This window comes from Hydrogenophaga sp. SL48 (genome assembly GCF_021729865.1).
Lineage (GTDB): Bacteria > Pseudomonadota > Gammaproteobacteria > Burkholderiales > Burkholderiaceae_C > Hydrogenophaga.
On the sequence record NZ_CP063400.1, the window covers coordinates 3,011,609 to 3,033,860 of the forward strand.

Here is a 22,252-nt window from a genome sequence, read left to right on the forward strand (position 1 = left end):
GAATCGCCAGACACTCCGCACCACCCTCCACCACCCGACCGCACCATGACCCTTGCCGCCCCCCACCTCAACCCCGTGGTCGCCCTGCTGGGCCGCCGCCTGCGCCTGGCCGTGATCGGCGGCGGGCCGGGCTCCTTCATCGGCCCCATGCACCGCCAGGCCGCGCGGCTGGACGACCGCTATCAGATCGTGGCCGCGGCGATGTCGTCGGACGCACAGCGCTCGGTGGCCGCCGGCGCGCAACTCGGCCTGCCCGCCGACCGCTGCCACCCCGACGCGCTGACGCTGATGGCCACTGAGGCGGCGCGCGCCGACGGCGCCGAGGTGGTGGCGATCATGACGCCCAACGACAGCCACTTTCCCTACGCGATGGCGGCGCTCGGCCACGGTTTCGACGTGATCTGCGACAAGCCCATGACCAACACCCTGGCCGAAGCGGCACAACTGCGAGAGAAGGCCCAGGCGAGTGGCCTCGTGTTCTGCCTCACGCACAACTACAGCGGCTACCCCATGGTGCGTCAGGCCCGCGCGATGGTGGCCGAAGGCCAGCTCGGCGAGGTCCGCATGGTGCAGGTCGAGTACGTCCAGGGCGGTCGCGCCAAGCCTGGCCCGGGCCGCGTGGCCTGGAAGACCGACCCGGCGCGCGGCGGGCCGTCGCTGGTCATGGGCGACATCGGCACCCACGCCCACCAGCTGCTGCGCTTCGTCACCGGGCAGGAGGTGGAGCAGGTCGCGGCCGAACTGGGCTGCGTGGTGCCCGATCGCACGGCGCACGACTTCGCGGGCGCGCTGCTGCGGCTGGACGGCGGCGCGCGCGGCAGCTTCTGGGTCACGCAGGCGGCGGCTGGCGTGGAGAACAGCCTGCGCATCCGCGTGAGCGGCTCGCGCGGCACGCTGGAGTGGCAGCAGGAACACCCGCAGGTGCTGAGCTTCAAGCCGCTGGACGCGCCCGCGCAGCTGCTCACACCGCGCGGCCCGGGCACGCTGCCGCTGGCGCTGCGATCCACGCGCGTGGCCGCTGGCCACCCCGAAGGGTTCCCCGAGGCCTTCGCCAACCTGTATTCGGACGCGGCCGAGGCCATCGCCGCGCGGCGAGCCGGCCAGACACCCGACCCGCTGGCCTTGCACTTCCCCAACGCGCACGACGGCTGGATGGGCATGCGTTTTGTCGATGCGGTGATCCGCTCCAGCGCCGACGGCGGTGCGTGGACGGCGGCCTGATGCGCGCCCCGAGCTTTCACCGACGGGCCGTGCTGCTCGGCGCCGCGGGCCTCGCGCTCGATGCGCTCCCGGCGTGGGCCAGCGCCGATGGCCACGCCTGGCCCATGGCGTCGGCCGTGCCTGGCGGCGTGGCCCACGTGCCGCTCGGGCCAGCCAGCCAGCGCCCGGCCGCGTTGGCGGGCGAGCTGCCCCTGCTCGTGCTCGGCGACCCGGCGGGGTGGACCGCGCTGGTCGGTATCCCGCTGGCGGCCGAACCGGGCGAGGCGCGCATCGCGGTGCCGGTTGATGGCGGCGCACCGCGCGAGCTGGCCTACCGCGTGGCCCCCAAACGCTACGCCGAGCAGCGCCTGAAGGTGGCGCCCAGGACGGTGGACCTGTCGCCGGACGACCTCGCGCGCTTCGAGCGCGAGCGCGACCACCAGCAACGGGTGATCGCGACCTTCAGCGAGCCCCTGCCAACAACGTTGCGCATGCGCGTGCCCACGCCGGGGCGGCGCTCCAGCTCCTTCGGCCTGCGGCGGCTGTTCAACGGTCAGGGGCGCAACCCGCACAGCGGCATGGACATCGCCGCCCCGCAGGGCGCACCGGTGGTGGCACCGCTGGCGGGCCGGGTGATCGACACCGGCGACTACTTTTTCAACGGCCAGACCGTCTGGCTCGACCACGGTGGCGGTCTGCTCAGCATGGTCTGCCATCTGAGCGCCATCGCCGTGCGGGTCGGCGACGCGGTGCCGGCGGGCGCGCGCCTGGGCGCGGTGGGCGCGACCGGCCGCGTCACCGGGCCGCATTTGCACTGGGGCGTGATGCTCAACCGTGCGATGGTGGACCCGGCGTTGTTTATTGACGGATAAGTCGCGGATTCGCCGGGGAAATGACGAAAGATCGCAGCGAATGCAGGCAAAATGCGGGCCTGCCCACCCCCTGCCCGCCCGCTCTGGAGACTCTTTTGACCCGCGCCCTGTTTGCCCTCGCCGCCGCCGGCCTCCTGCTGACCGCCTGCTCCACGTCCAAGCCCTACTGGTTCAAGAACGAAGTCAGCGCCTTTGACACCGCCAACATCGAGTCCGAATGCAAGTTCCAGACGGGGTTGAGCAAGGTCAAGGAAGACCAGGCCGAGGAACTGGTCAAACACTGCATGCAGGCCAAGGGCTTTCGCCAGCGCTCGGACAAGCCCAACTGAGCACCTCCCAGCCACAAAGAAAAAGCCCCGCAGTGCGGGGCTTTTTTCATGGGCGTTTGAGTGCCATCAGGCCGGCGAGAGCCGCTCCAGCCCGCCCATGTAGGGCCGCAGCACCTCGGGCACCGTCACGCTGCCGTCCGCGTTCTGGAAGTTCTCCAGCACCGCCACCAGCGCACGGCCCACGGCCAGGCCCGAGCCGTTGAGCGTGTGCACCAGTTCGTTCTTGCCCTGGGCGTTCTTGAAGCGCGCCTGCAGGCGGCGGGCCTGGAAGGCCTCGCAGTTGGAGATCGAGCTGATCTCACGGTAGGTGCCCTGCGCCGGCACCCAGACTTCGAGGTCGTGGGTCTTGCTGGCGCCAAAACCCATGTCGCCCGTGCACAGGCTCATCACGCGGTAGGGCAGGCCCAGCTTCTGCAGGATGGCCTCGGCGTGGCCGGTCATGGCTTCGAGCGCTTCGTAGCTCTTCTCGGGGTGCACGATCTGCACCATCTCGACCTTGTCGAACTGGTGCTGGCGGATCATGCCGCGCGTGTCGCGCCCGGCGCTGCCGGCTTCGGAGCGGAAACACGGCGTGTGGGCCGTCATCCGGATCGGCAGCTCGGCCTCGGACAACACGGTGTCGCGCACCACGTTGGTCAGCGTCACCTCGCTGGTGGGGATCAGGTACAGCGCCTGGGTGTCGGGCATCTCTTCGCCCTCCTGCCCACCCTTTTTCACGGCAAACAGGTCGCCCTCGAACTTGGGCAACTGGCCGGTGCCGCGCAGCGTCTCGCCGTTGACGATGTAGGGCGTGTAGCACTCGGTGTAGCCGTGTTCCTGCGTCTGCACGTCCAGCATGAACTGGGCGAGCGCGCGGTGCAGGCGGGCGATCGGGCCGCGCATGAAGGTGAAGCGCGAGCCGGCCAGCTTGGCGCCGGTGTCGAAGTCCAGGCCCAGCTTCTCGCCGATGTCCACGTGGTCCCGCACTTCGAAGTCGAACGTGCGCGGGGTGCCCCAGCTGCGCACCACCACGTTGCCGTCTTCGCCCGCGCCCACCGGCACGCTCTCGTGCGGCAGGTTGGGCACGGCCAGCAGCAGGTTCTGCAGCTCGGCCTGGATCACTTCCAGCCGGGCGGCGGAGCTTTCCAGCTCGGCCTTCATCTCGCCCACCTGCGCCATCACCGCGTCTGCCTCGGCGTGCTGGCCTTTGCCTTTGAGCATGCCGATCTGCTTGGACAGGCTGTTGCGCTGCCTCTGCAGCGCCTCGGTGCGGGTCTGCAGCGTCTTGCGCTCAGATTCCAGCGCCTGGTAGGCGGCGACGTCCAGGTAAGGCTGGGGCGACTTGCGGGTGTCCAGGCGCGCCACCACGGCGTCCAGGTCTTTTCTGAGTTGGAGGATGTCAAGCATGGGGAAGATTGTAGGTTTGCAGCACGTCCGGCTGCGAAGAGGCATCGCCCCACCCAGGCCAGCGCGGAACCGGCTTCGCCGGGCCGCTGCTGGCGCCCCCTGGGGGGTGACGCCGAAGGCGGCGCGGGGGGGGCTAATGTATGTGTTCAACCGGGCCGTCACCCGTGATCTTCAGCCCCTTGGGCAGCGGGAACTTGATGGTTTCCGTCAGGCCGTCCATGCGGCGCACGGCGATGACGCCAAAGGCCTTCAGGCGCTCGATGACCTGCTGCACCAGGATGTCGGGCGCCGACGCCCCGGCCGTGAGGCCCACGCGGGACTTGCCCTCGAACCACCCGGCCTGCAGCTCGTCGGCGTTGTCCACCATGTGGCTGGGCGTGCCGAGCTTGATCGCGACCTCGCGCAGGCGGTTGCTGTTGGAGCTGGTGGGGCTGCCGACCACGATCACGATGTCCACCTGCGGGCTCATGAGCTTGACCGCGTCCTGGCGGTTCTGGGTGGCGTAGCAGATGTCCTGCTGCTTGGGCTCGCGCACCATGGGGAAACGCGCCTTGACCGCCTCCAGGATGCCGACCGTGTCGTCCACCGACAGCGTGGTCTGCGTGACCACGGCCAGCTTCTCGCACTGGGCCGGCTGGATCCGGGCCACGTCAGCAATGTCCTCCACCAGGTGGATGCCCTCGCTGAGCTGCCCCATGGTGCCCTCGACCTCGGGGTGCCCCTTGTGGCCGATCATGATGAATTCGAAGCCTTCCTTGTGCAGCTTGGCCACCTCCACATGCACCTTGGTCACCAGCGGGCAAGTGGCATCGAAGATCTGGAAGCCACGCGCGCGGGCTTCGTCCTGCACCGCCTTGCTCACGCCATGCGCCGAAAACACCAGCGTGGCGCCCGGCGGCACGTCGGACAGCTCCTCGATGAAGATCGCGCCCTTGTCCTTGAGGTCGTTGACCACATAGGTGTTGTGAACGATCTCGTGGCGCACATAGATCGGCCGGCCAAACTTGGCCAGCGCGCGCTCGACGATCTCGATGGCGCGGTCCACGCCGGCGCAGAAGCCACGCGGTTCGGCAAGAAGAATCTCACTCATACAGAAAAGTCCTCGGCGTGAAGTGCTGCAACCCAGGGCATCGCGGAACCGGCTTTGCCGGGCCGCAGATGCTGCCCCCTGGGGGGTGACGCGAAGCGGCGCAGGGGGGTCAATCCAAAACTCCAATCAGCTGGACTTCAAACTTCACTGGCTGGCCCGCCAGCGGGTGGTTGAAGTCGAACAGCACGGCGCCGTCTTCGCGCACCTCGACCGCCGAGCCGGCGTAGCTGCCCAGGCCATCGGGCGTGGGGAACTGCACCACGTCGCCGGCCACGTACTGTTCGTGCGGGTCGCCCAGCTCGCTCAGCAGCTTGCGCGCGACCCACTGGACCATCTCGGGCTGGCGCTCGCCGAAAGCTTCGCCGGCGGCCAGCTCGATCACGGTGCGCGTGCCCTCCTCCAGACCCAGCAGGCGCTGCTCGATGGCCGGCGACAACTGTCCCGAGCCCAGGCTCAAGGTGGCGGGCTGCCCCTCGAACGTGTCGATGATCACCTGGCCCTGCGGACCGGACATGCGGTAGTGCAGGGTGAGAAAAGAGCCGTCTTGGACTTGGGTCATGGACAAATGGGGGATGAAACAGAGGGGATGGTGGACCGAAACCGCGGAAAACCGCCGGTTCGTGCCCGCCACGCAACAGCCGCTATTGTAAAAAGCGGGCACACCCAGGGAACAACTCACATGAATGGCCTTGCCAGCACCGGACTCAAGAGCCTGCCGAGCGACGCGCGACCGCGCGAAAAACTGCTCGCACGCGGCCCCTCGGCCCTGAGCGATGCCGAGTTGCTGGCCCTGCTGCTGCGCACCGGCATGGCCGGCAAACACGTGATCCAGCTCGCCCAGGAGCTGCTCGACCGCTTCGGTGGCGTGGGCGGCCTGCTGCACACCGGCGCCGAAGCGCTGAAGGTGATCAAGGGCCTGGGGCCGGCCAAACGCGCCGAGGTGGTGGCGGTGCTGGAACTGGCTCGCCGGGCGCTGGCACAGGAGCTGCAGCAGAAGCCCTTGTTCGACAGCCCGAAAGCGGTGCGCGAGTACCTGCAACTGCAGCTGGGCGCCAAAGCGCACGAGGTGTTTGCTGTGCTGTTCCTCGACAGCCAGAACCGCCTGATCGCGCTCGAAGAGCTGTTTCGCGGCACCCTCACCCAGACCAGCGTGTACCCCAGGGAGGTGGTGCTTAGGGCCCTGCACCACCACGCGGCTTCGGTGGTGCTGGCGCACAACCACCCCAGCGGCGAAGCCCGCCCCTCGCGCGCCGACGAGGCGCTCACGCAGACGCTCAAGGCGGCACTGGCGCTGGTGGACGTGCGGGTGCTCGACCATTTCATCGTCACACGGGATCAAGCGGCGTCCATGGCAGAGCTCGGTCTGATTTGACCCCCCTGCGCCGCTGAGCGGCTTCCCCCCTTGGGGGACCACACCCTTGGACCGGCGAAGCCGGATCTTCGGTGTGTGCTGGGTTGGGCACGCGCTCCGGCTGCCTCTGGGCCATCTTGCTCGGCAATGCCGGCTTCAAGGCATTGGTTACTCCTCCTGCGCGAGAATCGCGCCACCATGAAACTGCGCTCGCTGTCCGAACTCAAGACGCTGCAGCAGGTGATCGCCCAGCGGGCGGCCGCCGAGGCGGCGGCGCGCGAGGCGGAGCGCCTGCGCCTGCAGCGGCTGGACCGTGAGAAGCGACTGTTTGAACTGGCGGTCGGCCCGGTGCGGCCGCTGTCCGCTGCGCGGCGCGCGGTGCACCCGCCGCGCCATGTGCCACCCGAGCCGCGACAGCGCCAGCTCGACGAAGACGCCGTGATGCGCGAGGCCCTGTCGGACGATTTCGATGTGGAAACGCTGCTGCACACCGATGACCAGCTGAGCTACCACTGCCATGGGCTGGGGCCGGACGTGATGCGCAAACTGCGCGAAGGCCACTGGAGCATCCAGCGCCAGATCGACCTGCACGGCCTGCGGGTGGACGAAGCACGCGAGGCGCTGGGCCGCTTCGTTCGCGAGTCGCACCAGCTGGGCCTGCGCTGCGTGCGCGTGGTGCACGGCAAGGGCCTGGGCTCGCCGGGCCGCGCGCCGGTGCTCAAGGGCCGGGTGCTGCGCTGGCTGGTGCAGAAGAAGGAAGTGATGGCTTTCGTTCAGGCGCGGCCGGCCGAGGGCGGGGCCGGGGCGCTGGTGGTGCTGCTCAAGTCTGTGGGGCGCTGAGCGCCTTGGGTTTCGCCCTTCGGCGCATGTTGCGGGTGGGCAGGGGCAGGTGGTCCGGGTGCTCGTTCTCCATCCCACCTCTCGGGCGGCTGCGAGGGTGCGCTGCCGTTGCTTCATCAACACCGTTGCAGCGCGCACGCTCTGTGGCAACGGCGAATGGGGACTGCGCCCGCTCACCCAAACCACCTGCCCCGACGTGATGTTTGAGCGAGCCCGCTGGCACGCCCTTCTGTGTTTGAGGACGATGGCGGCTGCCCCGGGCGCAGGCCCCATTCGCCGTTGCCACAGAGGGCGCGCACCCGTTCAGGGTTGACGCCGTAGCGGCTGCGCGCACAACCATCCGACGGCGAGCGTGGGCCGGAGAACGGGGGTGACGCCATCGGCCTGCGCGAGGTGCGACGGAGCAAGCGCGAGGAGAGAGGAAGCCTCTGCACCCACCACAAGCCGTGGCTCGCCAGAAACCCACGGAAGGCTTCAGGCAGGCGTGTTGCGCATCCAGTCGGCGGTCTTGAAGAAGCTGTCTTTCAACCGGCCCCTCAGATCCTCAGGCACCCCGGTCTCGCCCATCGCCTGGTCCATGCACGCCAGCCACTGGTCACGCTCGACGATGCCGATGGCAAACGGCATGTGGCGCATGCGCAGGCGCGGGTGGCCGAAGCGCTCTTCGTAGTGCGACGGGCCGCCCAGCCAGCCGCACAAAAACCAGTGCAGCTTCTGCCGCGCGTCGTCCAGCGTGCTGCCGTGCGCGGCGCGCAGTTCGCGGTAACCCGGCTCGATGTCCATCAGGTCGTAGAAGCGGTCCACCAGCGCCCGCACGCGGGCTTCGCCGCCGATCCATTCAAACGGGGTGGTGGGGGAAACGGGAGATTCAGAAGCGTTCATCGGGGTCACACCGCGGCGCGGCGCAAGGTTTCAACAACGGGGGTTCGCAACACGCTGCGCAGGCCCCACCAGCCAGCCATCAGCGCCAGCACACCGCCCGCCAACGCGCCGCCCAGCGGCACCCAGAGCGACGGCTGCCAGCTGAATTCGAACACGAAGCGCGCCAGCGCCCAGCCCACGCCCATCGCCACCACCGAGGCCAGCAGGCCCGCGAGCAGGCCCACGCCCAACAGCTCGATGCGCTGCACGTCGCGCAGCAGCTTCGAGCTGGCGCCCACGGCCCGCAGCACCGCGAACTCGCGCTCGCGTTCGCCGCGCGTGGCGGTGATCGTGGCCAGCAGCACCACCAGCCCGGCGGCGAGTGCGAAGGCGAACAGAAATTCGACCGCGCGGATCACCTGGCCCAGCACGCGCTGCACCTGCGCGATGGTCTGGCTCATGTCCACGTTGGTGATGTTCGGGAATTGCCGCACCAGCGTGTTGTCGAAGCGCTTGTCGCTGTCGGCCACGCGGTAAGCGCTGATGTAGGTGACGGGCACGTCGGGCATCTCCGCGAGCGGGAAGATGACGAAGAAGTTGACGCGCATGGAACCCCAGTCCACCTTGCGCAGGCTGGTGATGCGGCCGTTCACGGCCACGCCGGCCATGTCGAAGCCCAGCGTGTCGCCCAGCTTGAGGCCCAGCTCCTCCGCCAGGCCCTCTTCCACGCTCAGGCCGTCGGCCTCGTTGGCGGTCCACCGGCCCTGCACCACCTCGTTGTGCGGCGGCTGCACCTCGGTGTGCGAGAGGTTGAACTCGCGCTCCACCAGGCGCTGCGCGCGCTCGCTCTCGTAGCTGTCGGGCTGCACCGGCTGGCCGTTGACCGACACCAGGCGGCCGCGAATCATCGGGTACCAGTCGAACTTGGCGATGCCTCCGTCGCGCAGCGCCTGCTGGAAGGCCGCGCCCTGCTCGGGCTGCACGTTGATGACGAACCGGTTGGGCGCGTCGGGCGGTGTGGCGTTGCGCCAGCTGGCGATGAGGTCGGTGCGCAGCAGCACCAGCAGCACCAGCGCGAGCAGGCCCACGGCCAGCGAGCTGATCTGAACCACGGCATAGGCCGGGCGCGCCGAGAGCTGGCGCGTGGCGAGCACCAGCGCGCGCGGCGCGGTGGTTTCGTTCACGCTGCGCCGCAGCAGCCACACGGCGCCCCAGCTGACCAGGGCGAACACCGCGACCGCCACGGCAAAGCCGCCCACGGCGATGCCACCGAGCTTGAGATCGCGGCTGGCGGCCAGCAGCAGCACCGCAAAACCCGCCACGCCCAGGCCCAGCACGGCCAGCGTCGCGGGCTTGAGCTGGCCCACGTCGCGACGGATCACGCGCAGCGGCGGCACCTGCGCCAGCTGCAGCACCGGCGGCAGGCCGAAGGCCAGCATCAGCGTGAGCCCCATGCCCAGGCCCAGCAACACCGGCCAGACGCTCGCGGCCGGCAAGGCCGATTCGACCAGCCCCGCCAGCAGCAGCACGAACACATGATGAAAGGCGTAGCCGGCGAGCACGCCCAGCACGCTGGCCGCGAGACCGACCACGATGAACTCGAAGGCGTAGGCACGCGCCATCGCGCCCTGCGACAGGCCGAGCACGCGCATCATGGCGCAGTCGTCGAGGTGGCGCTGCGCGAAGCCCCGCGCCGCGATCGCGACCGCCACGGCGGACAGCAGGGCCGCCAGCAGCGCGACGAGGTTGAGGAATTTTTCGGCGCGCGCCAGCGTCTGCTGCATCTCGGGCCGCCCGCCTTCGAGCGACTCCAGGCGCAGGCCCCGCACCTCGGGCTTGGCGATCTCGGCCTCGGCCCAGGTCACGAAGCGCTTGACCGCGGCGTCGTTCCCGGCCACCGCGATCCGGTGGTTCAACCGGCTCGCGGGCTGCACCAGGCCGGTGGCCGGCAGGTCGGCGGCGTTGATCATCACGCGCGGCGCGAAGCTCATGAAACCCGCGCCCCGGTCGGGCTCGACCACGATGACCTTGGCCAACGTGAAGCTCGAATCCCCCAGCAGCAACGGCTGGCCTATCTTCAGGTCGAGCGCGGCCAGCAAGGCCGCATCGACCCAGACCGTGCCCGGCGCCGGAATGTCGCGCGTGACCCCATCGGCGGCTTCGGGCGCGTCCGCCACCCGCAAGGCGCCGCGCAGCGGGTAACCGGGCGCCACCGACTTCAGCGCCACCAGCCGAGCCGCACCGCCGTCTTCGTCGCGCGCCCGGCCCATGGTGGGAAAGCCCAGCGTCTGCACCGTCTGCAGGCCCAGGCTGCGCGCCTGCTCCTCAAAGGCCGGCGGGGGCGCGTTGTCGCTCTGGATCACCGCATCGCCACCGATCAGCGCCCGCGCGTCCCGCGTCAACCCACCCTGCAACCGGTCGGCAAAAAACCCCACCGCCGTCAGCGCCGCCACCGCCAGCGTCACCGCCAGCAGCAGCAACCGCAATTCACCCGCGCGCCAGTCGCGCCAAAGGGAACGCCAGCCGAGTTGCCAGAAGGAAGGGGGTCGATGGTCCATGGCGCGACCTTAACGCATCGGGTTGAACCGCACCCACGAAGGCAGCAATTCCCCGAGCGACGCGCCCGGAACCAGGACACGAAAAACCAACGAAAGGAGTTCGATTCAAAAGCGCGGCGCATCCGGAGCGCGAGGCGCAGAAGCCGGGAACGCGGCGGGTCCGGCTCTGCCGGCCCGCTCGCGTTGCCCCTTGAGGGGCGGAGCCGGTTACACGCAGTGAACCGGCGATGGGGGTGGTTCTACTTCGTCCCGAAGATCCGGTCGCCCGCGTCGCCCAGGCCCGGCACGATGTAGCCGTGTTCGTTCAACTCACGGTCCACCGCCGGGGTGTAGATCGGCACGTCGGGGTGGGCGTCGTGGAAGGTCTTGATGCCCTGCGGGCAGGTCACGAGGCACACGAAGCGGATCGAGCGAGGCTTGGTCTGTTTCAGCCGGTCCACGGCGGCCACGGCCGAGTTGCCGGTGGCCAGCATGGGGTCGAGCACGATCACGTCACGCTCTTCCATGCCGCTGGGCATCTTGAAGTAGTACTCGACCGCCTGCAGCGTGGCCGGGTCGCGGTACAGGCCGATGTGGCCCACCCGTGCGCCGGGAATGACCTGCAGCATGCCATCGAGAAAACCGTTGCCCGCGCGCAGGATGGACGCGAGCACGACCTTCTTGCCGTCGATCACGCGCGACTGCATCTTCTCCAGCGGTGTCTCGATCTCGATGGTCTGCATCGGCATCTCGCGCGTGATCTCGTAGGCCAGCAGGGCCGAGAGTTCGTGCACCAGCTCGCGGAAGCTCTTGGTGCTGGTGTCCTTGCGGCGCATCAGCGTGAGCTTGTGCTGCACCAGGGGGTGATCAATGATGTGGACGTCGCGGCTCATCGGCTAGGCTCTCTCGGCGGGTGGGGGCTGGCCCCAACGGCCGGCGTTGACCTGAGTTTATGCGGCTTCGGATCGTGCGACCGGCGCCGCTCTGCGCTCCGCCACCGGGGCGGCCGGGATCGCGTCGAACACCAGCCGCTGCGGGTGCGTGTAGCAGAGAAAGCGCGTGTGGGTCGCGCGGCCGATGGCGCACAGGCCCACGCGCTCGGCGATCTGCTGGCCCATCTGCGTGATGCCCGAACGCGACACCACGAGGGGCACGCCCATCTGCGCCGACTTGATGACCATCTCGCTGGTCAGGCGACCGGTGGTGTAGAACACCTTTTGCCCCAGAGGCAGGTCGACCTGCAAGGCCATCCAGCCGGCGATAGTGTCCACCGCGTTGTGGCGGCCCACGTCTTCGACAAACAGCTGCAGCTGGTCGTCCACGAACAGCGCGCAGGCGTGCACCGAGCCGGCCGACTTGTAGGTGCTTTCTTTCAGGCGGATGGTGTTGACGATGCGGTTGAGCTGCGACTGGCGCAGCACCGCGTCGGGCGGCAAGGCGATGCGGTGAATCTCGTCCATCAACCCGCCGAACACGCTGCCCTGGCCGCAGCCGGTGGTGACCACGCGTTTGGAGGTGCGTTCTTCGATGCGGTCGATGCCGTGTCGCGTGACCACGGCGGCGGCGCCCACCTCCCAATCGACCGTGATGGACTCGATGTCGCTCACCGAACCCACCAGGCGCTGGTTGAGCAGGAAGCCCAGCACCAGCCACTCGGGGTGGGCACCCAGGGTCATGAGCGTGACGAGTTCGCGCTTGTCCACGTACACCGTGAGGTCGCGCTCGGCGGGGATCGACACCGTGCCGGGCTGGCCGTACTCGTCCACCACCGCCACCGCCCGGGTGAGCGGTGCGATGGCCTGGGTCAATCGGGGCAGGATCGGCACGGGGGAGGGGTCAACAAGGGTCACGGCGGGGAATTCACAAAAGGAAGAAGGCCCGAAGGCCTTCCACATGATGCATCAGCGGGCGTTCAGGCGCCGCATCAGGATTTTTTGGCCGGGGCGGCAGCAGGGGCTGCGGGCGTGGCAGGAGCCGCGGCCGGGGCAGCCGCCGCAGCGGGCGCGGGCCAGACGAAGGGGCCGGGATCGGCACAGGGCGGCGTCGCCGTGGCCGGCTTCACCGGTTTGCCCGAAGCGGCAGCGGTCTTGGCGTAGTGCGCGGCCGCACGGTCCATCGACAGACACAGCTTGTAGCCGTCCACCTTGCCGGTGTGCGCGGTCTTGGCCTTGGCCTCCTCCGCCTTGGCCTTGGCGGCGTCGTCCAGCACGGGGGCGGGCAACTTGGCCATGGCGCCGACCGAGGCGGTGAGCAGCAGGGAAACGAGCAGGAATGATTTCATCGCAAATGTCCTTAAGGGGTCAGGCCTTGGCGGTGGCATCGCCCACCGACGGTCCGGCTGATTGGCTGCGCTGGGCAGGGATCTTGCCGGCCTTGACATCGTCGTACCAGAGCTCGTGGTGCTCTTGAGCCCAGGCCTCGTCGACATAGCCCGTCTTCATGGCGCCGTAAGCGCCTTTCGTGCCGATCGTGCCCATGTAGATGTGGCCCATGAGGAGAGACATCATCACCAGCCCGCACACCAGGTGCAGCATGTGTGCGATCTGCATGTCGCCCCGCAGGTACAACATGCCGGGCAGCAGCTTGTCGAGGAACAGGCCGGAGCCCACCACCACGATGCCGGGGATCGTGATGCCCCACCAGAACAGGCCCTTCTCGCCCGCGTTGAAACGGTGCGAGGGCACTTCCTTGTCCCCCAGCATGCCGCCCAGCTTGGAGAGCCAGACGAAGTCGGCCGCGTTGGCGATGTTGTCCTTGATGAAGGTCACGATCACGATCAGCAGCGACACGGCAAACAGCGGGCCCACGAAGTTGTGCAGGTTCTTCAGTGCAAACGTCAGCCAGCCAAACAGCGTGCTGCCGATCACGGGCAGGAGGAAGAACTTGCCGAAGGCCATCACGATGCCCGACCCCGCCAGCGCGATGAAGGCGCCCGCGTTGGACCAGTGCGCCGCGCGCTCCAGCGGCGTGAAGCGCTCGATGGTGCGACCGGTGTCCTTGAGGTGCCCGCCCAGCGGTCCTTTGGTCATGTAGAAGATGGCCAGGGCCAGCAACACGATGAACAGCAGCGCCCCGCCGTAGGGGATCAGCCAGTCGTTGCGCACCTGCCGCCAGGCCTCGCCGGCGTTGGTCAGGCGCGAACCCGGGTACTGCACGAACGGCTGGATCAGGTTGCCCGCTTCGGGCGCCTGGCTCAGCGGCAGGCTGCTGTAACCGGTGACGCCCTTGCCCACGTCGCGCCACATCGGCGCGTTGTTGCCGGGTTGCACCTGACGCCGTTCGGCGTTGGTCTGTTCGGCGTACTGGGGGTCGGTGCTGGCGTCGGGCGCGATCTCGAAAATGTTCGCGCTCTTGACGCCGGCCACGGCCGGTGCTGCCGGTGCGACCTGCGCTGCATCGGCGGGCGCGGCGGCGCCGGGAGCCGTTTGAGCGGATGCCCAGCCAGCGCTGAGTGCCAGCAGGGCAGCGATCAGGCCACCGCGCCAGCCGTGTGGAGAAGCGAAAAAGGAGGGCCGTGTCATGGCTGTCCCTCCGTCAGGGCTTCGCGCCCATGCGCGTGTAGTCGTTTTGCCCATATTGGGCGCGCGCCTTGAGCTGCTGCTCCCAGCTGGCCTTGTCGCCGACCTTCCAGCCGGCCTGCGCGTACTGGCTGCTGCCCACGCCAGCGTAGGGGGCGCCATCCTGCTTGACCCCTTGGCCGGTGAGATCCTGCGGCGTTTCGCCACACGCGACCAAGGCCAGCGCGGCGGCGGCCAGCGCGATGCGGGGGAGAACTTGCTGCATCATGATTTGGCGCCTTCCTTGGTGGCGGTGCCGTAGGCCGTGCCCCAGCCCCAGACTTCGGCGCCCTTGCCACGGCGCAGCACACGGGTGCGGAAGATGTCGGCCACGGTGTCACCGTCGCCGGCGATCAGGGCCTTGGTCGAACACTGCTCGGCACAGGCGGGCAGCTTGCCCTCCGCCAGGCGGTTGCGGCCGTACTTCTCGAACTCGGCGGCGCTGCCGTGCTCTTCCGGGCCACCGGCGCAGAAGGTGCACTTGTCCATCTTGCCGCGCACGCCAAAGGTACCCTGCGATGGGAACTGAGGTGCGCCGAACGGGCAGGCGTAAGAGCAGTAGCCGCAGCCGATGCAGACGTCCTTGTCGTGCAACACCACGCCTTCGTCGGTGCGGTAGAAGCAGTTGACCGGGCAGACCGCCATGCAGGGGGCGTCGCTGCAATGCATGCAGGCCACCGAAATCGACTTCTCGCCGGGCACACCGTCGTTGAGCGTGACCACACGGCGGCGGTTCACGCCCCAAGGCACTTCGTTCTCGTTCTTGCAGGCCGTGACGCAACCGTTGCACTCGATGCAACGCTCGGCGTCACAGATGAATTTCATTCTTGCCATGGTGTCTCCTGTTCGGTGGTTTTCCCGCCGGGCCGCCCCAAGGGAAAACGCGCCCCCTCGGGGGGCAGCGCATTACACGAAGTGAAAAGCGTGGGGGTCATGTTCACGCCTTCTCTACATTGCAGACCGTCGTCTTGGTCTCTTGCATCATCGTGACGATGTCGTACCCGTAGGTCGTGGCGGTGTTGACAGCCTCGCCCCGCACGACGGGCATCGCGCCTGCCGGGTAGTGGGCCTTCATGTCTTCACCCTGCCAGCGGCCGGAGAAGTGGAACGGCAGGAACACGGTGTGATCGTTCACCCGCTCGGTGACCAGCGCCTGCACGTTGATGCGGGCGCCGGTGGGCGAACTCACCCAGACGCGTTCGCCGTTGCGAATGCCGCGCGATGCCGCCGTGGCCGGGTTGATCTCGACGAACATCTCCTGCTGCAGTTCGGCCAGCCAGGGGTTGGAGCGGGTCTCTTCGCCACCGCCTTCGTACTCGACCAGGCGACCGGAGGTCATGATCAGCGGGAATTTCTCGTGAACCTTGTCGTCGATGTTCTTCTGCTGCAGCGACTTGTAGAGGATGGGCAGGCGCCAGCGGCTCTTCTGGTCGTCGTGGCTCGGGTACTTGGCCACCAGATCGGGGCGGATGCCGTAGATCGGCTCGCGGTGCTGGGGCACGGCGTCGGGGAAGTTCCAGACCACGGCGCGTGCCTTGGCGTTGCCGAACGGATGGCAGCCGTGGGCCATGGCCACCCGGATGATCGCGCCGGTCGGGTCGGTCTTCCAGTTCTTGCCTTCGGCCTTGGCCTTCTCCGCGTCGCTCAGGTCGTCCCACCAGCCCAGCTTCTTGAGCAGCACGTGGTCGAACTCGGGGTAGCCGGTGGTGATCTCCGAACCCACCGAGTGCGAGCCGTCTTCGGCCAGCAGGCTCACGCCTTCGCGCTCCACGCCGAAGTTCGCGCGGAAGTTGCCGCCGCCGTCCATCACGTGCTTGGAGGTGTCGTAGAGGTTGGGCGAGCCCGGGTGCTTGATCTCGGGCGTGCCATAGCAGGGCCAGGGCAGACCGAAATAGTCGCCGGTCATGTCGTAGCCGGTCTCCTTGTCCACGACCTTGCCCTTGGCCTTGAGCGTCTTCACGTCGAAGGCGCCCATGTTGCGCATGTGGGCCTTCAGGCGCTCGGGGCTCTGGCCGGTGTAGCCAATCGTCCAGACCGACCGGTTGATTTCACGCAGGATGTCTTCCGGCACGGGCTCGTCCATGCCGTGCACCTTCTGCATCTTGTAGTTCTTCGACAGCTCGGTGGCGAAGCCCAGCTTCTCGGCGAACTGGTGCATGATCATGTGGTCGCTGCGGCTCTCCCACAGCGGCTCGATCACCTTCTCACGCCACTGCAGCGAGCGGTTCGACGCGGTGCAGGAACCGCTGGTCTCGAACTGCGTGGCCGCCGGCAGCAGGTACACCGCGCGGTCGGGGTTGAGGTCTTCGGGCTTGCCGGGCATGGCCGCCATGGCCGCGGTGGCCGACGGGTACGGGTCCACCACCACCAGCAGGTCCAGCTTGTCCATGGCGCGCTTCATCTCCAGACCACGGGTCTGCGAGTTGGGCGCGTGACCCCAGAAGAACATGCCGCGGATGTTCGGGTCCTGGTCGATCAGCTCGTTCTTCTCGAGCACGCCGTCGATCCAGCGCGACACGGTGATGCCGGGCTTCTCCATGGTGCCTTCGGCGTACTGCTTCTTGATCCATTCGTAGTCCACGCCCCACGCGGCAGCGAAGTGTTTCCACGAGCCGGCGGCCAGGCCGTAGTAGCCCGGCAGCGAATCGGGGTTGGGGCCGACGTCGGTGGCGCCCTGCACGTTGTCGTGGCCGCGGAAGATGTTGGTGCCACCGCCGCTCTTGCCCACGTTGCCCAGCGCCAGCTGCAGGATGCACGAGGCGCGCACCATGGCGTTGCCGATGGAATGCTGCGTCTGGCCCATGCACCAGACGATGGTGGCCGGCTTGGCCTCGGCCAGCATCTTGGCGACCTTGAACATCTGGTCTTCCTTGACGCCGCAGGCCTCTTCCACGGCGGCCGGGGTCCACTTGGCCAGCACCTCTTCACGCACCTTGTCCATGCCATAGACGCGGTCGTTGATGTACTGCTTGTCCTCCCAGCCGTTCTTGAAGATGTGGTGCAGCAAGCCGAACAGGAACGGGATGTCGGTGCCCGAACGGATGCGCACGAACTCGTCGGCCTTGGCGGCGGTGCGGGTGAAGCGCGGGTCGACCACGATCATCTTGCAGCCGTTTTCCTTGGCGTGCAGCATGTGCAGCATGGACACCGGGTGCGCCTCGGCGGCATTGGAGCCGATGTACAGCGCGCACTGGCTGTTCTGCATGTCGTTGTACGAGTTGGTCATCGCACCGTAGCCCCAGGTGTTCGCGACACCGGCCACCGTGGTGGAGTGGCAGATGCGCGCCTGGTGGTCGCAGTTGTTGCTGCCCCAGAAACTCACGAACTTGCGCAGCAGGTAGGCCTGCTCGTTGTTGTGCTTGGACGAGCCCACGAAGTAGACCGAGTCAGGCCCGCTCGCCTCCTTCAGCTTCTTCATGCGGGCGGTGATCTCTTCCAGCGCCGTGTCCCAGCTGATGCGCTGGTACTTGCCGTCCACCAGCTTCATCGGGTAGCGCAGGCGGTACTCGCCGTGGCCGTGCTCGCGCAGGGCCGCACCCTTGGCGCAATGGGCACCCAGGTTGATGGGCGAATCGAAAACCGGCTCCTGGCGCACCCAGACACCGTTCTCGACGATGGCGTCCGTCGCACAACCCACCGAGCAGTGGGTGCAGATGGTGCGCTTGACTTCGATCTTGCCGCTGCCGTCGATGGACTTGCCGTCGGCGGCCTTGGCTTTCTTGACCAGCGTCAGCTGGGTCGCGGCCAGCCCGACGCCCACGCCCAGACCCGAGCGGCGCAGGAACGCGCGGCGGTCCATGGTGGGCAGGGCCGCCGACAGACCGCGCTGCAGGCTGTGGACGAAACTGCTGTGGGCACGGGCGCCCTGAGCGCCGGTGCCGGAAGATTTTTTGGTCAGCAACATGTGGGTCTCCGGCGCGCTCAGATCTGGGTGGTCTTGTAGTAGTGCTTGACGTGGTCCGTCAGTGCGTAACCACCGCCACGCTCCGGCGCAGGGCGCGGAGCGGCCGCTTCAGGGGGTGCTTCGGGGGTGGCGCCCGGCATCAGGCTCACCGCAGCGGCCAGCGCCCCCACGGTGCCCGCACCGGCAAACAGGGTGCGCCGGCTCAGGCGGGAATGGGACTCGGATGGCGGCTTGTGCATGCATGTCTCCTGGTTGAACAGCGCCCGTTGCACGTCCCCTGACGCGACTTGTGGGCTTTTTGCATAAGGCGAATCTAACCGCCGCTCCACCCGCACGCAAGCGGCCATCGGTACCGAACAACGGGCCGGGCCGCCCCTTGACACGCGGCTGGCCAGCAACGGTCGAGCGCGCCACGTGTGCTAGCGACTTCATAGCCAAAACCGTGCCACCCGGCTGACGTGGCAGCGCAGAGGCCGGCGCGCTCCGCAGAGCGGGGAGCCAGCCCCGGGCCCAAAGGGAATACCCTGAGGCGGGAAACAGACGGCCGGATGAGCTCGCGTCAAACTGGCATGGGCGTTGCGACAATTTGTCGCGCAACGGGGTGCCATGAGCGCGCGACCATCCACCCTGGAAACCGTCGGATTCCAGGGAATACCCAAGTGATTTGCTCGGCATCATCCGTAGAATGACGGCGGGTGGAACACCCCTCTCTCCCCCCTGTCCCCGAACGAAGCTTGGAAGGCTGGCCCGACTGGTCGATCCTGATCGTGGACGACGAGCAGGGCATGCTCAACTTCCTCGTCAAGACCCTCGCCCCGCGTTGCCACTTCGTCATGAGCGCGAGCAGCGCCGAAGAAGGCGCCGAGTGGCTGCGCGGTCACCACGTGGACCTGGTCATCCTCGACATCTCCCTGCCCGGCAAAAACGGCGTGACCTGGCTGAAGGAACTGCGCGAACAGGGGTTCACGGGCGAGGTGATCCTGATCACCGCCTTCGCCGACCTGGACACCGCCATCGAGGCGCTGCGCGCCGGCGCCTCCGACTTCATCCTCAAACCCTTCCGGGTGCCGCAGATCCTCAACGCCGTCAAACAATGCCACGAGCGCGCCCGCCTGCGGCGCGAGAACTTCGTGCTGCGCCGCGCGGTGGTGCCGGCCACGGGAGGTTCGGCCCTGGTGGGCGACTCGGCCCCCATGCAGGCCCTGCGCACGTCGATCACGCGCGTGGCGCCCGTGCACAGCACCGTGTTGCTGCAGGGCGAATCGGGCACGGGCAAAGAGCTGGTGGCGCGCGAACTGCACGCGCAGAGCCCACGGTCGGCCGGGCCGTTCGTGCCGGTCAACTGCGCGGCCGTGTCGCCCGAGCTGATCGAGAGCGAACTCTTCGGCCACGCGCGCGGCGCCTTCACCGGCGCCACGCGGGCGCGCGATGGGCTGTTTCACTACGCGCAGGGCGGCACGCTGTTCCTCGACGAAATCGCCGAGCTGCCGCTGCCGATCCAGGCCACGCTGCTGCGCGCGATCGAAGACCTGAAGATCCGCCCGGTGGGCAGCGAACAGCTGGTGCCGCTGAACCTGCGCATCATGGCCGCGACCAACCGCCGCCTGGCCGACGAAGTGGCCGCGGGCCGCTTCCGCAAAGACCTGTATTTCCGGCTGCAGGTGGTGGACCTGAACCTGCCCCCGCTGCGCGATCACATGTCGGACATTCCCGCGCTGGTGGCGTTTTTCGTCGACCAGCTCGCGCCCGCCCTGGGCGTGGCGCCGCTGCAGATCAGCGCGCAGGAGATGGACTTCCTGCACCAGTACCACTGGCCCGGCAACGTGCGCGAGCTGCGCAACCTGATCGAGCGCTCGCTCATCCTCGGCTCGCTCAACGTCTCCGCCCTCTACCCCGGCGACGCACAGCGCGCCACGGCCAGCGCGAGCGCCGCGCCCATGGACCTGCTCACCATGGAGAAGCGGCACATCCTCTCCGTCATGGACTCGGTGCAGGGCGACAAGACGCGCGCCGCCCAGCTGCTCGGCGTGTCGCGCCGCACGCTGGAGCGGCGCGTCGCTGAATGGAACAACTTGTGAAGGCACCCCCGCCGCGCTGCGCGCGCCCCCCTCAAGGGGGCGACCCGATGCGGCCCGGCAAAGCCGGGCCCAAAGGGTTCTTGGATGGAACACGTTACGCCGGAACGGACCTCGCATGATCCGCCGCACACCCGGCTGGCTCGCCACCTCGGTGCGCAACAAGCTGCTGGCCATGGCGCTGCTGCCGCTGCTGGTGGTGTTTCCGCTGCTGGTGCTGGCCATCGCGGTGTGGAGCAGCGTCACCTACGACCGGCTGCTCATCACCAAGGTGCGCAGCGACCTGGCGGTGGCGCGCGGTTACTTTGATCAGGTGCTGATCGAGGTGGGCAGCGGCACACGCGGCGTGGCGCGCTCGCAGCGCTTGCTGCACAGCCTGCAGACGGCCTCGGCCGGGACGCCCCTGAGCCAGCCGCTCGCCGCCGCCCGGCAGGAGCTGAACCTCGATTTCCTGCTGCTCTACCGGCCCGACGGCCAGCCCCTGGCCAGCGCCCAGGGCGCCCGCCCCGGCACGCCCCTGCCCCCTGCGCTCGCCCGCCTGTTCGAGGCGGCGCGCCCGGCCGGCGAGCGCCCGCGCGCCGCACAGATCGTGCGGCTCACGCGCGACGAACTCAGCGCCATGGCGCCGCAGCTGCTGCCGCGCCTGCACATCCCGCTGGTGCCCACGCGCAACGCCGCGCCCGACGCGCGCAGCATCGAAGACCGCGCCATGGTGGTGCTCTCGCTGCAACCGGTGCTGGGCGCGAACGAGCAGCCGCTGGCCCTGCTGGTGGGCGGCCTGCTGCTCAACCAGAACCTCGATTTCATCGACCACATCAACCGCATCGTCTACCCCGAGGGCGCCCTGCCCTTCGGCAGCGAAGGCACGGCCACCCTTTTCCTCGACGACGTGCGCATCACCACCAACGTGCGCCTGTTCCAGGACCAGCGCGCCATCGGCACCCGCGTCTCGCAGACCGTGCGCGAGCGCGTGCTCGGCGGTGGCCAGACCTGGCTGGACCGCGCCTTCGTGGTCAACGACTGGTACGTGTCGGCCTACGACCCGCTGCTCGATGCGGCGGGCGAGCGCGTGGGCATGCTCTACGTGGGTTTCCTCGAATCGCCCTTCCGCCTGGTGCGCCACGCCATGCTCGCGCTCATGGGCCTGATCTTTCTCGGCGTGATGGCCGTCTCGGCCTGGTTCTCGGTGCGCTGGGCGCGCAGCATCTTCAAACCGGTCGAGCAGATGAACCGCACCATGCAGCGCGTGAAAGACGGCGAGGCCGCCGCGCGCGTGGGCGCCCTGCCCGCGCGCGACGAACTCGGCGCGCTGGCCGGCCACCTCGATCAGCTGCTCGACGTGATCGACGACAAGACCGCCGCCCTGCGCCGCTGGGGCGAAGAGCTGGACGCCAAGGTGGCCGAGCGCACCCTCGAACTCGAGGCCAGCAACGCCTCGCTGCAACAGGCGCAGCAGCAGCTGGTGAAAAGCGAAAAGCTCGCCGCCATCGGCCAGCTCACCGCCAGCATCGCGCACGAAATCAACAACCCCATCGCGGTCATGCAGGGCAACCTCGACCTCATGCGCGACACGCTGGGCGGGCACGCGCTGCCGGTGAAGGCCGAGCTCCAGCTGCTGGACGAACAGGTCGAGCGCATGCGCCTCATCGTCACCCAGCTGCTGCAGTACGCGCGGCCCACCGAATACGCGGGCTATGTGGAAACGCTGGACCTCAACCAGACCGTGCACGACTGCCTGGTGCTGGTGGCCCACCTGCTGGCGCAGACGCGCATCGTGGTCGTGCGCGAGCTGCAGGCCACGCAGCGCGTGGGCTTCAACCGCCAGGAACTGCAGCAGGTCATCATCAACCTGCTCATCAACGCCATCCAGGCCATGCCGCAAGGCGGCACGCTGCGACTGAGCACGCAGGACTGGGCCAACGAGCACGGGGCGCGCGGCGCGCTGCTGCAGGTGCAGGACTCCGGCGCGGGCCTGGCACCCGGCGTGGAAGAACGGCTGTTCCGCCCCTTCTTCACGACCAAGAACGACGGCAACGGCCTGGGCCTGTGGATCAGCCTGGGCCTGGTGGAGCGCTACGGCGGCGGCATCAACGCGGGGAACCGCGAAGACGGCCAGAGCGGTGCGGTGTTCAGCGTTCGGCTGTTGACGGAACCGCAGGCGCCGGCGGCGGTGAATACGCGGGATGGGCGGCCTGGGGGTTGAGGCATTTCTCGAATTCAACAAACAGGCTCAGCTTGACAATCGTATCC

20 protein-coding genes are annotated in these 22,252 nt (G+C 68.3%); 7 read left to right on the plus strand and 13 right to left on the minus strand.

From position 1 onward, the window contains the following. Positions 1-45: 45 nt before the first annotated feature. The 3 genes from IM738_RS14270 to IM738_RS14280 all read left to right on the plus strand — a co-directional run bounded on the left by IM738_RS14270 (position 46) and on the right by IM738_RS14280 (position 2,401). The gene (locus IM738_RS14270; protein ID WP_236961508.1) at positions 46-1,221 is read left to right on the plus strand and encodes a Gfo/Idh/MocA family protein; all 1,176 of its coding nucleotides are present in this window, start codon (positions 46-48) and stop codon (positions 1,219-1,221) included. Continuing rightward, positions 1,221-2,072 (plus strand): peptidoglycan DD-metalloendopeptidase family protein, encoded by an 852-nt coding sequence (locus IM738_RS14275; RefSeq protein ID WP_236961509.1) that lies wholly within the window; start codon positions 1,221-1,223, stop codon positions 2,070-2,072. Before IM738_RS14270 ends, IM738_RS14275 begins: the two co-directional genes overlap by 1 nt. A 95-nt stretch (positions 2,073-2,167) precedes the next feature. After that, entirely contained in the window at positions 2,168-2,401 is a 234-nt protein-coding gene (locus IM738_RS14280; RefSeq protein WP_236961510.1) for a hypothetical protein, read from the plus strand. Positions 2,402-2,467: 66 nt separating this feature from the next. On the opposite strand, the gene serS is transcribed toward IM738_RS14280, so the two are convergent. The 3 genes from serS to IM738_RS14295 all read right to left on the minus strand — a co-directional run bounded on the left by serS (position 2,468) and on the right by IM738_RS14295 (position 5,436). Further along, positions 2,468-3,787 carry a serine--tRNA ligase gene (gene serS / locus IM738_RS14285; RefSeq protein WP_236961512.1) on the minus strand — a complete coding sequence of 440 codons (1,320 nt, stop codon included), beginning with the start codon at positions 3,785-3,787 and terminating at the stop codon, positions 2,468-2,470. Between the two features lie 133 nt (positions 3,788-3,920). Next, positions 3,921-4,877: a 4-hydroxy-3-methylbut-2-enyl diphosphate reductase gene (ispH, locus tag IM738_RS14290; RefSeq protein WP_236961514.1), complete on the minus strand. Its 957-nt coding sequence runs from the start codon at positions 4,875-4,877 to the stop codon at positions 3,921-3,923. A gap of 109 nt (positions 4,878-4,986) precedes the next feature. After that, complete coding sequence (locus IM738_RS14295; protein WP_236961516.1) at positions 4,987-5,436, minus strand: FKBP-type peptidyl-prolyl cis-trans isomerase; 450 nt, start codon at positions 5,434-5,436, stop codon at positions 4,987-4,989. 120 nt (positions 5,437-5,556) lie between these two features. On the opposite strand from IM738_RS14295, the gene radC reads away from it, so the two are divergent. Beyond that, positions 5,557-6,249, plus strand: coding sequence for a RadC family protein (gene radC, locus IM738_RS14300; RefSeq protein ID WP_236961518.1), 693 nt, complete (start codon positions 5,557-5,559; stop codon positions 6,247-6,249). Positions 6,250-6,426: 177 nt separating this feature from the next. Continuing rightward, positions 6,427-7,068, plus strand: a complete 642-nt coding sequence (locus tag IM738_RS14305) for a Smr/MutS family protein (protein WP_236961520.1) — start codon at positions 6,427-6,429, stop codon at positions 7,066-7,068. Positions 7,069-7,542: 474 nt separating this feature from the next. On the opposite strand, the gene IM738_RS14310 is transcribed toward IM738_RS14305, so the two are convergent. From IM738_RS14310 to IM738_RS14355, 10 genes are all read right to left on the minus strand, one after another. Next, positions 7,543-7,950, minus strand: a complete 408-nt coding sequence (locus tag IM738_RS14310; protein ID WP_236961521.1) for a group II truncated hemoglobin — start codon at positions 7,948-7,950, stop codon at positions 7,543-7,545. Positions 7,951-7,955: 5 nt separating this feature from the next. Continuing rightward, the gene (locus IM738_RS14315; protein ID WP_236961523.1) at positions 7,956-10,487 is read right to left on the minus strand and encodes an ABC transporter permease; all 2,532 of its coding nucleotides are present in this window, start codon (positions 10,485-10,487) and stop codon (positions 7,956-7,958) included. A gap of 239 nt (positions 10,488-10,726) precedes the next feature. Then, positions 10,727-11,359 carry a uracil phosphoribosyltransferase gene (gene upp, locus IM738_RS14320; protein ID WP_236961525.1) on the minus strand — a complete coding sequence of 211 codons (633 nt, stop codon included), beginning with the start codon at positions 11,357-11,359 and terminating at the stop codon, positions 10,727-10,729. 57 nt (positions 11,360-11,416) lie between these two features. After that, complete coding sequence (locus IM738_RS14325; RefSeq protein ID WP_442908427.1) at positions 11,417-12,361, minus strand: formate dehydrogenase accessory sulfurtransferase FdhD; 945 nt, start codon at positions 12,359-12,361, stop codon at positions 11,417-11,419. Between the two features lie 29 nt (positions 12,362-12,390). Further along, positions 12,391-12,747 (minus strand): hypothetical protein, encoded by a 357-nt coding sequence (locus tag IM738_RS14330; RefSeq protein ID WP_236961529.1) that lies wholly within the window; start codon positions 12,745-12,747, stop codon positions 12,391-12,393. 19 nt (positions 12,748-12,766) lie between these two features. After that, positions 12,767-13,987 carry a formate dehydrogenase subunit gamma gene (locus tag IM738_RS14335; RefSeq protein WP_236961531.1) on the minus strand — a complete coding sequence of 407 codons (1,221 nt, stop codon included), beginning with the start codon at positions 13,985-13,987 and terminating at the stop codon, positions 12,767-12,769. A gap of 13 nt (positions 13,988-14,000) precedes the next feature. Further along, positions 14,001-14,252 carry a hypothetical protein gene (locus tag IM738_RS14340; protein WP_442908428.1) on the minus strand — a complete coding sequence of 84 codons (252 nt, stop codon included), beginning with the start codon at positions 14,250-14,252 and terminating at the stop codon, positions 14,001-14,003. Continuing rightward, positions 14,249-14,857 (minus strand): formate dehydrogenase FDH3 subunit beta, encoded by a 609-nt coding sequence (gene fdh3B / locus IM738_RS14345; protein WP_236961533.1) that lies wholly within the window; start codon positions 14,855-14,857, stop codon positions 14,249-14,251. Before fdh3B ends, IM738_RS14340 begins: the two co-directional genes overlap by 4 nt. Before the next feature lie 103 nt (positions 14,858-14,960). Further along, positions 14,961-17,927, minus strand: a complete 2,967-nt coding sequence (locus tag IM738_RS14350) for a formate dehydrogenase subunit alpha (protein ID WP_236961535.1) — start codon at positions 17,925-17,927, stop codon at positions 14,961-14,963. Positions 17,928-17,944: 17 nt separating this feature from the next. Next, entirely contained in the window at positions 17,945-18,166 is a 222-nt protein-coding gene (locus IM738_RS14355) for a formate dehydrogenase (protein ID WP_236961536.1), read from the minus strand. 495 nt (positions 18,167-18,661) lie between these two features. On the opposite strand from IM738_RS14355, the gene IM738_RS14360 reads away from it, so the two are divergent. Together IM738_RS14360 and IM738_RS14365 are read left to right on the plus strand one after the other, a co-directional pair. Beyond that, positions 18,662-20,005: a sigma-54-dependent transcriptional regulator gene (locus IM738_RS14360; protein WP_236961537.1), complete on the plus strand. Its 1,344-nt coding sequence runs from the start codon at positions 18,662-18,664 to the stop codon at positions 20,003-20,005. Between the two features lie 115 nt (positions 20,006-20,120). Next, entirely contained in the window at positions 20,121-22,205 is a 2,085-nt protein-coding gene (locus IM738_RS14365; RefSeq protein WP_236961538.1) for a sensor histidine kinase, read from the plus strand. Positions 22,206-22,252: the final 47 nt, after the last annotated feature.

What these genes read in the sequence shown, in the direction of transcription:
- ispH (WP_236961514.1), bottom strand. Translation starts at nt 4,877, where the DNA reads ATGAGTGAGATTCTTCTTGCCGAACCGCGTGGCTTCTGCGCCGGCGTG.
- IM738_RS14295 (WP_236961516.1), bottom strand. Translation starts at nt 5,436, where the DNA reads ATGACCCAAGTCCAAGACGGCTCTTTTCTCACCCTGCACTACCGCATG.
- IM738_RS14340 (WP_442908428.1), bottom strand. Translation starts at nt 14,252, where the DNA reads ATGATGCAGCAAGTTCTCCCCCGCATCGCGCTGGCCGCCGCCGCGCTG.
- IM738_RS14365 (WP_236961538.1), top strand. Translation starts at nt 20,121, where the DNA reads ATGATCCGCCGCACACCCGGCTGGCTCGCCACCTCGGTGCGCAACAAG.
- IM738_RS14335 (WP_236961531.1), bottom strand. Translation starts at nt 13,987, where the DNA reads ATGACACGGCCCTCCTTTTTCGCTTCTCCACACGGCTGGCGCGGTGGC.
- IM738_RS14350 (WP_236961535.1), bottom strand. Translation starts at nt 17,927, where the DNA reads ATGTTGCTGACCAAAAAATCTTCCGGCACCGGCGCTCAGGGCGCCCGT.
- radC (WP_236961518.1), top strand. Translation starts at nt 5,557, where the DNA reads ATGAATGGCCTTGCCAGCACCGGACTCAAGAGCCTGCCGAGCGACGCG.
- IM738_RS14325 (WP_442908427.1), bottom strand. Translation starts at nt 12,361, where the DNA reads ATGTGGAAGGCCTTCGGGCCTTCTTCCTTTTGTGAATTCCCCGCCGTG.
- fdh3B (WP_236961533.1), bottom strand. Translation starts at nt 14,857, where the DNA reads ATGGCAAGAATGAAATTCATCTGTGACGCCGAGCGTTGCATCGAGTGC.
- IM738_RS14355 (WP_236961536.1), bottom strand. Translation starts at nt 18,166, where the DNA reads ATGCACAAGCCGCCATCCGAGTCCCATTCCCGCCTGAGCCGGCGCACC.
- upp (WP_236961525.1), bottom strand. Translation starts at nt 11,359, where the DNA reads ATGAGCCGCGACGTCCACATCATTGATCACCCCCTGGTGCAGCACAAG.
- IM738_RS14270 (WP_236961508.1), top strand. Translation starts at nt 46, where the DNA reads ATGACCCTTGCCGCCCCCCACCTCAACCCCGTGGTCGCCCTGCTGGGC.
- IM738_RS14330 (WP_236961529.1), bottom strand. Translation starts at nt 12,747, where the DNA reads ATGAAATCATTCCTGCTCGTTTCCCTGCTGCTCACCGCCTCGGTCGGC.
- IM738_RS14310 (WP_236961521.1), bottom strand. Translation starts at nt 7,950, where the DNA reads ATGAACGCTTCTGAATCTCCCGTTTCCCCCACCACCCCGTTTGAATGG.
- IM738_RS14305 (WP_236961520.1), top strand. Translation starts at nt 6,427, where the DNA reads ATGAAACTGCGCTCGCTGTCCGAACTCAAGACGCTGCAGCAGGTGATC.
- serS (WP_236961512.1), bottom strand. Translation starts at nt 3,787, where the DNA reads ATGCTTGACATCCTCCAACTCAGAAAAGACCTGGACGCCGTGGTGGCG.
- IM738_RS14315 (WP_236961523.1), bottom strand. Translation starts at nt 10,487, where the DNA reads ATGGACCATCGACCCCCTTCCTTCTGGCAACTCGGCTGGCGTTCCCTT.
- IM738_RS14275 (WP_236961509.1), top strand. Translation starts at nt 1,221, where the DNA reads ATGCGCGCCCCGAGCTTTCACCGACGGGCCGTGCTGCTCGGCGCCGCG.